Origin of the sequence: Myxococcus stipitatus DSM 14675 (genome assembly GCF_000331735.1) — a bacterium.
Lineage (GTDB): Bacteria > Myxococcota > Myxococcia > Myxococcales > Myxococcaceae > Myxococcus > Myxococcus stipitatus.
This window is the reverse complement of record NC_020126.1, coordinates 7161957-7174300: the sequence shown is the minus strand read 5'-3', so window position 1 is coordinate 7174300 and position 12344 is coordinate 7161957. Positions and strand designations below refer to the sequence as shown.

The window sequence follows — 12344 nt, the reverse complement described above, 5'->3', positions numbered from 1 at the left end:
GCTTGCCCTGGGAGCGGTTCCCGAGCCACGAAAAATACTGCACGGATGTGTAGGGGAATAGGTCCGCTCTACCGCCGCGGACCTACCGTCTTGGGAAGCAACGGAGGCTCAGCTGACATACGGGGTAGATTGCTGTGTGTAAAGAAACCACAATCCCTCCCTGAGCCCCTTGGGACGCCGCCTGGTTGGTGGGGCGTCACAGACCGGGCACAAGGTATGGGGGGCCCCCGTTGGTGTCAACGCGAGATCTAGTGCTCGCGTAGGTCCGACCCTTGCAATCTATGATCGATCTCCAACAGCCTTCGTCACGTTCTCCTCACAACAGTGAGTGAGGAGATGGGCGACGCTCCGTACGCAGGTCGTGGAATCAAACCTGGGAGGGCGGATGCTCCGGGCCCCGCTCAGGGAGTCGTACCGGAATCGGCCCCATCCCCCACCGGGAAGGCAGGCTGCGCGGCCTCCGGAGGCGCCGGGGTGGGGGCAGGTGCGGGCGGGGTCGGCTGCGACTCCCAGGGTTTCTCCTGGGGCCCACTCAGGGTGTGGACGGCGCGGCGGAGGGACTCCTCCAGGGCGCGGGCGGAGGGGGCCACGACGGAGAGCATCTGGTTGGCGCTGCGCGCGTGGCGGCTCTGGCTCTCGGCGGCGAGCTTGAGCTGCACCATGGCGTCGCCGATGAGGCGGCGGGCGTCCTCGAGCTTCTGGCGGGCCTGGTAGTAGGCCACCTCGGTCAGGAGCTTCTGGAGGGTGAGGCGCTGCTCCTCGGTGACGCCGGAGAGCTTCTCGGCGCGGCGGAGGTAGTAGAGGCCCTGCTCGACGCGGGCGGGCTCCTCGGCGCCGATGCGAGGGCGGGCCAGGGACTCCAGGAGGGGGAAGAGGGCCCGGTCCAGCTCATCGCGCTCGGTGAACTTGCGGAGGATGAGGGAGGAGACGTCCTGGCCCTCCAGCGGGATGGGGGCGTAGGCGTCCGTGAGCCGAGGGTCCCCGGGGCGGTAGGGGGCGGAGCCCATGGGGGCCATGCGGCCCTTCATGACGACGAGCTGGCCGTCCACGGGCTCCAGGGTGAAGGTGCGCGCGTTGAGCTGGGAGAGGAGGAAGACGACCAGTCCGCCCAGCCCCAGAATCACGAAGAAGACGAGCAGCCGCGTGAAGGTCCGCCGTGCCCGATAGCCAAAACCCTGCTGTGCCGTTCCGTTCATGTCGCCTGCTCTCCTGACGTCCGGGCGCCGGGCCGATTTCGCGGCGCGGCGCTTTCCTTGGGGCGCGGAGGCCCACGGCTATACTCCTACCCCCGAACACACCCATGCATCACACATTCCGTCGCATGGGGCCCAGTGAACTGCTGCCCCGCTACATCTTCGCCGAGAGCCTCTTCGCCCGTCGTCGGGTGTTGGAGGTCGACGCGGTGGCCTCCACCGGAGGCGAGAGCGCCCGATTCCTCGTGGAGCGGGGGGCTCGCGCGGTGGTGGCCTGTGACGCGGACCTGAAGGCGGTCCATGCGGCGCAGAAGGCGCATGGTGGGCCCTCGCTGCGTTATCGCGCCAACATCTACGACGACTTCGAGCCGGGCAGCTTCGACGTGGTGCTGGTCGCGGACCTGGCCCCGTATGTCCGCGCGCCGGAGCTCCTGGCGGAGCTGGCGCGGCTGGTGGCGAAGCAGGGCTTCCTCGTGGGCGGCCTGCGCAACGTGGCGGGGCTCGCGCTGCCGCAGCTGATGGAGGCGGAGGAGGGCGGGGCGCCGCCGACGTACGGGCTGCTGCTGGATGCGCTCCAGGTCCACTTCCCCCATGTGGAGGTGGCGACGCAGTCGCCGGTGCTGGGCTACCAGCTCGCCTTCGAGAAGGGCGAGGGGCTCCAGGTGGACGGCACCCTCGTGGAGAACGGCGAGGCGGCGTACTTCGTGGTGGTGGCGGGGCTGGAGCCGTCGCGGGTGGTGGACCCCACGTGGGTCCAGCTCCCTCCGGAGCCGTTGGCCTTCACCCGGGGGAAGATGGATGAGGTGGTCGCGCGCGCGAAGTCGTGGGAGGAGCGCGGGGCCCGGTTGAAGGAGTCGTTGTCGCGGCTTCGCACGGAGCTGACGGACCGCGAGGCGCAGGTCGCCGCGCTCAAGCCGGAGCTGGAGGATGCTCGGGATGAGGTGGCGCGGCTCACCGCGCAGCTCGAGCAGGCGCGCGGCACGCCGGAGTCTCAGCGGGAGCGGGATGACCTGGCCGGCAAGCTTCGTCGGCGGGAGCTGGAGCTCCAGGTCGCGCACGAGCGGCTGGGGGATACGGACCGACGGCTGGCGGCGCAGCGGTTGGATGTGGAGGCGGCGCAGCGGGCGCAGGCGGAGGCGGGCGTCCAGGTGCTCTCGGCGCAGGAGACGCTCCGGTTGGAGCGGGCTCGCCGCGAGGAGCTGACGGCGACGTTGGAGGAGGCCCGCGAGCGGCTGACCCAGACGTACACCCAGGTTCGCGAGCTGCAGGACGAGCTGTCGACGCTGCGCATCGACCGGGAGAAGGACCGGCTCTCGTCGGAGCGGGCGGTGGAGCACTCCGAGGACCGCCGTCGTGCCGCCGAGGCCGCGCGGGAGCGGGAGCTGCGCATCGCCGAGCAGTACTCGTCGGCCCTGGCGGCGGTGGAGCACCTGAAGGAAGGGACTGCTCGGGCGGAGGAGTCCGCTCGGGTGGCGGCCGCGGCGGTCTCCGTGAAGGAGGCGGAGCTGGCTCGTGCGGCGCGTGAGCTGACGGATGCGTCGGTTCGCGTGGCGGCGGCGGAAGGGGCTCGGCGGGACGCGGAGGAGCGGCTGGCGGCGCTCGTGGCCGACGGGCGCGGGCAGGAGACGGAGCTCGTCGCCGCCCAGGAGCGCGAGGACCGGCTGCGGCGGGAGTTGGCGGCGCTCACCGAGGCCGAAGCGTCGGCTCGGGCCACGGCGGGGACGCTGGAGGGAGCGCTTCACGAGGCTCGGGAGCGAATCTCGGAGCTGGAGGCGGAGCGGGCTCGGCTGGAGGCGGGGCTCACGGGGGCGCTGGAGGCAGAGCGCTCCGGGGTTCAGGAGCGGTTGTCGTCGCTGGAGCGCGCGCTGGAGACAGAGCGCGCGAAGGCGGAGTCGCTGGGCGAGGAGGCTCGGACCGAGGCCGCGATCCGGACGGAGACCGAGGCGCGCAAGCTGGAGCTGGAGGAGGAGCGTCAGGCGCTCGTCCGGCGCGTGGTGGAGCTGGAGGCGGAGGTCTCGGCGCTGAGCCGAGGGCGTCGCGAGGATGCCGCGCGGGCGGAGGAACTCGCGGCGTCGCTTCTGGTGATGCAGTCGGACCTGGAGACGGCGCAGCAGGAGCGCGACTCCACGGCGGGGTTGGCGGCGCGGGTGGGTGGGGAGCTCGACCAGGAGCGAGAGGCTCGGGCGGCGGTGGAGGAGGCCCTGCGCGTCTCCCGCGGCAAGTTGGAGAGTGCGACTCAGCGGCTCGTGGAGGCCGAAGCCTCTTTGTCGCGGACGCGTGAGTCGTTGGATGCGGAGGTCGAGCGGCGCGCGCGTTGGGAGGCCGCGCTCGCGGACGTCCAGGTCCAGTTGCAGGAGGAGGTCGAGCGGCGCTCCAAGGCGGAGGCGTCGCTGTCCGAGGCCCAGGGACAGCTCCACGGCGAGGGACAGCAGCGAAGTCACGTGGAGGGGACGCTCGCGCAGTTCCAGGCTCGGCTCGAAGCGGAGGTCTCGCGGCGTGAGCGCGTCGAGACCTCGCTCGCGGAGACTCAGGCGCTGTTCGAGGCGGCGACCGAGGAGACAGCGCGCGTCGAGGTGTCGCTGGCCGAGGCTCGCGTTCGGATTCAGCAGGGCGTCGAGGCGAAGGCGGAGGTCGATGCCGCGCTGGCCGAGGTTCAGGCGCGTCTGGATAACAGCGCCGCGGCGAAGGCGGAGGTCGATGCCGCGCTGGTTGAGGCGCGGACTCGTCTGGGGGAAGGGGCGGAGGCGAAGGCGGAGGTCGATGCCGCGCTGATTGAGGCGCAGACTCGTCTCGAGGAAGGCGCGGAGGCGAAGGCGGCGATTGATGCCGCGCTGCTGGAGGCGCAGGCCCGTATCGAAGAAGAGGTCGCGGCGAAGGCCGGACTGGACGCCGCGCTGTCGGAGACGCAGGCCCGTCTGCATGAGGTGAATGCTCGTGCCTCGGCGGAGCTGGCCGCCGCCCAGGCTCGGATTCAGCAGGGGACCGAGGCCGAGACTGCGCTGGCGGAGGCTCAGTCCCGTCTCGAGCAGAGCGCCGAGGCGAAGGCGGAAGTCGATGCCGCGCTGGAAGAGGCCCGAGCCCGGCTGCGAGAGATGGATGCTCGCGTCCTGGCGGAGCTGGCCGAGGCTCAGGCGCGTATCCAGCAGGGCGCTGATGCGAAGGATGCGGTGGCCGCCGCGCTCTCGGATGCGCAGGCGCTCATCGAGCGAAGCACCGCGGCGAAGGCCGAGACAGAGGCCGCGCTCGCGGAGGCCCGGTCTCGTATCGAGGAAAGCGTCGAAGAGAAGGCGGCGGTAGAAGCCGCGCTCGCGGAGGCTCGGTCTCGTATCGAGGAAGGTGCCGAGGCGAAGGCGGCGGTAGAAGCCGCGCTCGCGGAGGCTCGGTCTCGTATCGAGGAAGGTGCCGAGGCGAAGGCCGAGGCAGAGGCCGCGCTCGTGGAGGCCCGGTCTCGCATCGAGGCAGGTGTCGACGAGAAGGCGGCGGTAGAAGCCGCGCTCGCGGAGGCCCGGTCTCGTATCGAGGAAGGTGCCGAAGAGAGGGCGGTGGTCGAAGCCGCGCTCGCGGAGGCCCAGTCCCGTATCGAGGCAAGCGCTGAAGCCACTGCGGCGCTGGATGCCTCGCTCAAGGAAGCCCAGGCTGTCATCGATGCGAGCGCGGAGGCGAAGGCGGCGGTCGTCGCCGAGCTCGCGGAGGCACGGGCTCTCGCTGAGGAACGCGCCGAGGCGAAGGCGGCGGCGGAGGCCGCACTCTCGGAAGCCCAGGCGCTGGTTGCCGCTCACATCGAGACGGCAGCCGCGCTGACGGATGCCCGGTCACAGCTCGAAGAAAGGACGGCGGTCGCCGAGTCGCTCACGAAGGCGCAAGCCCGGTTGAGCGAGGACCTGGCGGAGGCTCAGTCCAGTATCGAGGAAGGTGCCGAGGCGCTGGCGGAGGCCCAGACCCGTCTGTACGAGGTGAATGCCCGGTCCAGTGCCACGCTGCCGGACGACCCCCTTCGCCTTCAGGCCGAATCAGAGCAGCGCGCCCGGTTCGTTGCCGCGCTCGAGGAAGCTCGAGAGAAGCTTGCCGCTGAGCGAGAGAATCGTGGGCAAGAGCCCGCGTCGCTGGACGAAGCTCGCAGGCTGCTTGCCGCCGCGCGTGAGGCGCTGACGGCGGAGCTGGAGCGGACACGGGAGCGGGCTTCTGATGCGGACGCGGTGGTCGCGCGCCTTCAGGCGGAGCTTGCCTCGGAGAAGGACCGGAGGACTCAGGCCGAGTCCACGCTGGTGGCCGAGCGTGAGGCGCTGAGCTCGGTCCGCGTGGAGCTGGAGACGGAGCGTCAGGAGCGCAGCGACGGCGAGGCCGGACTGGCGCGGGTTCACGAGCGGCTCGAGGGAGAGCAGCGTGCCCGCTCCGAGCTGGAGTCCTCGCTTGCTCAAGCTCGCGAAGCGCTGTCGACGGAGGAGTCGGCCCGAGCGGAATCCGAGGCCGCACTCACGGAGGCACGAGCGTCGCTCACGGCCGAGCAGCAGGGGCGTGAGTCGATTCGCTCCGAGCTGTCCCGCGAACGCGAATCGCACGAGGCCGCGCTGGCGGAGGCGCGACGTGAGCTGGAGGCCCGTGAGCTTCGGATTCGGGACCTCGAGAAGAGCGCGGAGCAGTCCGTGACGGAGCTGCGCGAAGCTTCCGAGGCTCGCGCCCAGTCCGAGGAATCGGCTCGCGAGCTGCGTGAGCGCCTGGAGTCGGAGGTGACGAGCGCGAACGCTCGACTGGCCACCTCGGAACAGGCGCTGGGCGATGCGGAGGCGGCGAAGCGCGCGGTGGATGCGCAGCTCTCCGAGCGGGACTGGTCGCTGCAAGAGCTCCAGGCACAGGCGGAGCGGCTCCGCGAGGAGCTTCGCGAGAGCGAGGCGCGGGCCTCTCGGTTGTCGGAGTCCGCGTCGGCGCACGAGGCCGAGCGTCAGCGGCTCGAGGAGCGGGCGGCGACACATCAGCGCGAGCTGGAGGAGACCGAGACCGCACTGGAGGCCACGCGCCAGGAGGTGCTGGGGCTGCGGGGGGAGATGAACCACCTGATGGCCGCTCGGCAGGACGCGATGCGCCTGGGGATGGAGCTCCAGCGCGCCATGGCCGCGCTGCACGACCGGGGCATGCACATCGCTCGGCTCGACGCGGAGTTGGTGGATGCACAGGACCGACTGGCCGCACAGCGCGAGAACGCCGAGTTGCTGATGGTGCAGTTGGAGACGGCTCGCCGCTTCGCGGGGAAGGCCACCGCGATGGAGACCTCGCTCGAGACCGAACGTGCCTCGCTGGAGACCACCCGGGCGGAGCTGGCGCGCGTCACCGAGAGTGCCCGGGCAGAGCAGGCGCGCGCCTCGTCGCTGGAGGCGCAGCTGGAGCAGGCTCGCTCGGAGTGGGAGTCGAAGCTCACCGAGTCGACGGCCCTGCTCGATGCCGAGCGCATGGCGAAGGAGTCGCTGGAGTCGAAGCTCGAGGAGACTTCGACTCAGCTCGGCGTCCACCGGAACGACACGCTCGAGCTGGAGTTGAAGCTCACGGAGACGGCGGCCCAGCTCAACGCACAGCGGAACGACATCGTGGAGCTGGAGTCCAAGCTCGTGGAAACGGTGGCCCGGCTCGAAGTCGAGCACACCGCGAAGGACTCCCTCGCGTCGAAGCTCTCCGAGTCGACCGCCCGGTTCGAGGCCGAGCACACGAACAAGGTCGAGTTGGAGTCGAAGCTCGCGGAGACGGTCGCCCAGCTCGAGGCGGAGCGCACCGCGAAGGACGCCTTGGAGTCGAAGCTCTCCGAGTCGACCGCTCACGTTGCGGCCGAGCGGACGAACAAGGCCGAGCTGGAGTCGAAGCTCACGGAGTCGGCCGCGCAACTCGAAGCCGAGCGGACGAACAAGGCCGAGCTGGAGTCGAAGCTCACGAGCACGATGGTCCTCCTGGAAGACGTGCGCGCCAGCAAGGACAGCTTGGAGGCCCGTCTCTCCGAATCCGCCGCCCTCCTCGACGCCGCGCGGACGGCCCAGGACGCCTCGGAGTCGAAGCTCGAAGCCCGCATCACCGAGCTCGAGTCCGCCACCACGGAGAGCGCCGCCACCGTCCAGGCTCTACAGGAGCGCGCCGGCCGCGCCGAGTCGGAACGCGAGCGCCTCCAGTCCGACCTGACCGTCGCTCGGGCCGCCCGAGTCCGTCTGGAAGGGCGCATCACCGCCATGGAGACCGCGTCCACCGACGCCGTCCGGATGCTCGACACCGAGCGCGCCGAGCGGACCCTCGTCGCCGCGGCGCTCGAAGACGCACGCCGTCAGCTCCAGCAGCGCGAGGGCTCCACCTCCGACCGCCTCACCACCCTCCGCACCGAGCTCACGCGCCTCCAGGAACAGACCCAGGCCCTCACCGCGGAGAAGCAAGAGCTCCTCAACGACCGCTTCGAGCGCGCCCGCCTCGAGCCCCTCGTGAAGGACCTGCAAGCGCGACTCTCCACGATGGAGTCCGAGCGCGGCGAGCTCCTCAAGAGCCTCGAGGAGCTCAAGACCTCCTCCCAGCCCGAGGCCGTTCTCGAGATGGCCGCGGAGATGGAGCAGCTCCAGTCCCACGTGGAGCAACTCCAGGAGATGCTCGAGGTGCAGGAGAAGGAGCTGACCACCCTGCGCCGTCAGGCGGCCCGCTCGGGGGGCAACCCCCTCCAGGACGGCTCCGACCGCGCCCCCGCGGAGCCCAACGCCGTGAAGGGCACCGCACAGCCGCCCCCGGGAGGCACGCCCGCGCGCTCGCCCACCATCCCCCAGGTCAAGCCCCCACGGGGTGCCGTGCCGGCGCTCGACATGCCTCCTCCGACCCCGTCGAAGAAGGCGGACGAGCGCGAATGACGGCCCGCGACTAGGATTGCCCTCGTGGACGTTCGCGAGCGCATCTTCAAGTACCAAGGCCTGGGCAATGACTTCGTCGTCCTGGACCGTCGCCGGTCCGGGGTGGACATCGACGCCGAGACGTCGCGCTGGATGTGCGACCGCAGGCTCGGCATCGGCGCGGACGGTGTCCTCGCGCTCCTGCCTTCCGAGCAGGGCCTGGCCCGGATGGTCGTCCACAACGCCGATGGCAGCATCGCGGAGATGTGCGGCAACGGCCTGCGCTGCGCCGTGAAGCACCTGGTCGACCACTCCTCGGAGCACCCCGGCCGCCTCGACGTGGAGACCGGCGCGGGCGTGCTGACCTGCGTGCCCGGCTATGGCGATGGCGGCGTCGTCGCCGTGGATATCTCCATGGGCCCCGCGCGCCTCGTCGCGCCCAACCTCCCCTCGGGTGCCACGGGGCGCCCCTTCCTGGACTCGCCGCTGCAGGGCTACCCGGACCTGCGCGCCTCCGCGGTGAGCATGGGCAACCCCCACCTGGTCCTCCTGGACCGTCCACTGGAAGACGCGGCGACGCTGGGGCCGGAGTTGGAGCGGCACCCCGCGTTCAAGGACCGGACGAACGTCGAGTTCGTCCGGGTGGAGCAGGACGGGCTCACCGTCGTCGTCTGGGAGCGCGGCTGTGGGCTGACCCAGGCGTGTGGAACGGGGGCGTGTGCCTCGGCGGTGGCCGCGGTGCTGGCGGGGCGGCTGCCCGCGGACACCTGGCTGCGAGTCACCTTGCCCGGAGGCGACCTGGGCATTCTCGTGCCCGCCGACCTGTCCGACATCCGCCTCCGTGGACCCGTCGCGTTTGTCTTCGAGGGCGTTGTCGCGCTTCCATCGGGCCGGTAACCTCCGCGCTCCCCCTTCGCTCCCGGGTCTGACAGCGCGTGGCCGGTCCTATTCTCGTCGTTGACGACGACCTGTTCTTCCGCCAGCTCGCCAGCGACATGCTGGCCCGTCATGGGCACCGCGTGGTCGCGGTGGAGAATGGCACCCAGGCGCTCGAGGAGGCCGCACGCACGCCGTTCGACCTGGTCATCACCGACGTGGTGATGCCCGGCGTGGACGGCTTCGCGCTCACCGCCCGCCTGCGCGAGAGGGACCCGGACCAGGAGGTCATCCTGGTCAGCCATCGCCTGGACGTGAAGGGCTCGGAGATGGCGCTGCGCTCGGGCGCGGCGGACTGCCTCGTCAAGCCGGTGGAGGAGACGGACCTGGTGCTCGCGGTGGACCGGGCCCTGGAGCGCGCGGCCCTCCGTCGCGAGCGCGCGCAGCTCCGCGACGAGAACCTGGAGTTCGCCCGCTTCCACAACCTGCACCAGCGCTGCCTGGAGCTCATCTCCCAGTCGGACCTGGAGTGGCTCCAGGAGCGAATCATCTCGGAGCTGTCCGCGGTGTGCGACGCGCAGAGCGCCGCGCTGTGGGTGCTCGACGACCGGGGCGACCTGGTGCTGCGCGCGTACCGGGGGCTGCTCGACAAGCAGTTCCTCGCGGAGAAGATGAACCCGGAGGGGCCGCTGGCCGCGCGCTTGAAGGATGCGCAGCCGTGGCTCGCCCGGGATGAGCGCTCCGTGGTGCTGTACGTGCCGCTGATGGTGTCGGGGGAGATCGTCGGCCTCGCGCAGCTCTCCGACCCGCTGGCGGGAGACTTCCGGCCCGAGCATTCGCGGGATGCGCGCGTGCTCGCGGACTTCGCCGCGGTGGGCGTGAAGAACGGCCGGCGGATGATGGCCCTCCAGCGGCTGGGGCTCCGCGACCGCGAGACGGCGGCCTACAACCTCAGCTACTTCACCGACTACGCCTCGAAGGAGATCTACAAGGCGCGGCGCTACGGCCGGACCTTCTCGCTGCTGACCTTCTCCATCGACAACCTGCCGCTGGTGCGCGTGCGCCAGGGCGCGGCGGACGCGAAGAAGGCGGTGCGCGGCATCATCCGCGCGCTGAGCAAGATCATCCGCGACTCGGACGTCATCGCGAAGGCGAGCGACCAGGAGTTCTACCTGCTGCTGCCGGAGACGGACTTCTTCGGCGCGATGATGTTCGTGCGCCGCGCCGTCGCCGCCGTGCGCGAGGAGCCCGAGGTCCAGGACGTCGAGACGCGCCTGCCCCTGGCCCTGGTGGGCGGAGCCAGCACCTTCCCGAAGGACGGCGAGGACTTCGACGAGCTGGTGCACCGCTGCCGCCGCCGCATGGATGAGCGTCGCGCGTCGCTCCAGCGGCGCCTGATGTTGGACGGGCTGCCGTTCTGGGACGAGGTGGACCTGCTGCTCGGCACGCCCAACAGCCCCAAGCTCCCGCTGGATGATCGCGCCGAGCCCAGCCGCCGAGGCAAGGTGGCGGACGTCCTCTTCGACGAGCTCCAGGCGGAGATTGCCCGCGAGCTGATGCGGGACCCGGGCTCGCGGGGCCTCTTGTACGTGGGCGGGCCGGAGATTCGCTCGGACCTGCCCATCGCCTCGGGGCTGGAGTCGGCGCCGCCGGACCTGTCGTCGCGCATCTACCTGCTGGGGCGCCGGGTGGACCTGGAGTCGCATCCCGCGCTGACGCCCGTGTTCCTCGAAGGGGACGAGCGGGTGTCGCGGCACGAGTTCATCCTCTGGCTCTCGGAGAGCGCGGCTTACGCGCTCATCCAGCGGCGGGGGCGGGGCGCGACGTGGGGGTTCCACACCTCGGACACCGCGGTGGTGGACGGGCTCATCTCCAAGCTGCAGGCCGAGTACGACCTGCAGCCCTACTGACACGAAGCGGAGCGACACGTGGCCCAGGTCCGCAAGATTCTCATCGCCGACCCCGACCTCGAGTCCGTGCGTGCGCTGTCCCGCGCGCTGCGCACCAAGGGGTATCAGGTGCACTACGCGCCGGATGGCTCGCGCGCGCTGGAAGTGGCGGTGCTGCGCCACCCCGACCTCACGCTCTTCGACGAGGGCTGCCGCCTGTTGGAGGCGCGCACCTTCATCCAGATTCTTCGCACCAACCCTCGCACCGAGGACATCCCGGTGGTGCTCACCACGTCGAGCTTCGACGGGGATCGCTACCGGGGCCTGCGCGACGGCTACCTGCGCAAGCCCTTCAACCTGGACGAGGTGCTCAGCCGCATCGAGCACATCTTCCGCCGCAACGAGGCGGCCAAGGACCTGAAGGTCGAGCAGCAGGAGATTGAAGGCTCGCTCAGCCAGCTCAGCATCCCGGACCTGATGCAGCTGCTCGGGATGAACCGGCGCAGCGGGAAGCTGTCGCTGGAGCGGGGCAACGAGCGCGGCGAAATCCACGTGGCGGAAGGCCGCCCGGTGAACGCGAAGCTGGGCCGCGTGGAAGGGGAGAAGGCGCTGTTCCGGCTGCTGGCGTGGGCCGACGGCACCTTCACCTTCTCGCCCGGCGGAAGCCCGGCGCGACCGCGCATCAACCGCGCCATGGACGACGCGCTGCTGGAGGGCATGCGCCAGTCGGACGAGGTGAACCGGCTGATGCCGGGCCTGCCCCCGCGCCACACGCGCCTGATGCTGGCCCCGGACCTGGACCTCCAGCAGGACCAGCACCCGGTGACGGCGCAGGTGGTGGGGCTGCTGCGTCAGCCACGCGCGCTGGGCGAGGTACTCGACCTGGCGCCCGCCACGGACCTGGAAGTGCTGGGCGTGTTGTCCACGCTGATTCAGCGCGGGGTGGCGAAGCCCGCGGACGCGGACGGCGCGGACGCGAACGCCAATGAGCTCCTGGGGGCCGCGGAGGTGCACGCGCTGCGAGGCCGCATCCTGCGCACCAAGGCGCCCGCGAAGGTCGCCACCGCGAAGATCTTCGTCTGCGGCAGCGGCTCCTCCGCCGCGCGCCGGGTGATGGCGCGAGTGCCGGGCCTGGAGGCCCTGTCGGCCGAGCCCACCGCGGTGAAGAGCGGCTTCGGGACGCTGGGGCGATTGGTGCTGAGCGAGGTGCTGCGCCTGGACTTCTGCACGCTGCCTCCCGCCGAGGCGGCGCGGCCCCTGTGGCGGCCCTTCAGCGCGGGCGCGGTGGGCGCGCTCTTGCTGGATGTCTCGGAGCCGGCGGTGGGGCTCGCGCACTACCTGGCGTGGGAGGCGCGGATGCCCATCGTCGTGGTGGGCGCGGAGGTCCCCGCGGCGCTCCAGGGGGCCCCCGCGGGAGCACTTGGCGTGGTGGATGACCTGGGCGAGGCGCTGCGGGCCTTGCTGGTGCAGGCGCTCAACCCCGCGCCCATGCTCCCCGGAGTGCCCCAGGTGCAGCGGGCCATCGCCTCCGGGGCCTGAGTCTT

At 71.1% G+C, this 12344-nt stretch carries 5 protein-coding genes; 4 read left to right on the top strand and 1 reads right to left on the bottom strand.

The window, feature by feature from the left end:
- Positions 1 to 401 precede the first annotated feature (401 nt).
- Entirely contained in the window at positions 402 to 1196 is a 795-nt protein-coding gene (locus tag MYSTI_RS27515) for a hypothetical protein (RefSeq protein ID WP_015351081.1), read from the bottom strand.
- 104 nt (positions 1197 to 1300) lie between these two features.
- Between MYSTI_RS27515 and MYSTI_RS27510 the strand changes: the two genes are divergently transcribed.
- Genes MYSTI_RS27510 through MYSTI_RS27495 form a run of 4 tightly spaced genes read left to right on the top strand, consistent with a single transcriptional unit; the run spans position 1301 to position 12339 of the window.
- A complete protein-coding gene (locus MYSTI_RS27510; protein ID WP_044281449.1) occupies positions 1301 to 8056 on the top strand; it encodes a methyltransferase domain-containing protein in 6756 nt (2251 codons plus the stop codon).
- 24 nt (positions 8057 to 8080) lie between these two features.
- A complete protein-coding gene (gene dapF, locus MYSTI_RS27505; protein ID WP_015351079.1) occupies positions 8081 to 8932 on the top strand; it encodes a diaminopimelate epimerase in 852 nt (283 codons plus the stop codon).
- Positions 8933 to 8970: 38 nt separating this feature from the next.
- Positions 8971 to 10821, top strand: coding sequence for a GGDEF domain-containing response regulator (locus MYSTI_RS27500; RefSeq protein ID WP_015351078.1), 1851 nt, complete (start codon positions 8971 to 8973; stop codon positions 10819 to 10821).
- A gap of 18 nt (positions 10822 to 10839) precedes the next feature.
- Positions 10840 to 12339: a DUF4388 domain-containing protein gene (locus MYSTI_RS27495; RefSeq protein ID WP_015351077.1), complete on the top strand. Its 1500-nt coding sequence runs from the start codon at positions 10840 to 10842 to the stop codon at positions 12337 to 12339.
- Positions 12340 to 12344: the final 5 nt, after the last annotated feature.

What these genes read in the sequence shown, in the direction of transcription:
- MYSTI_RS27515 (WP_015351081.1), bottom strand. Translation starts at nt 1,196, where the DNA reads ATGAACGGAACGGCACAGCAGGGTTTTGGCTATCGGGCACGGCGGACC.
- MYSTI_RS27510 (WP_044281449.1), top strand. Translation starts at nt 1,301, where the DNA reads ATGCATCACACATTCCGTCGCATGGGGCCCAGTGAACTGCTGCCCCGC.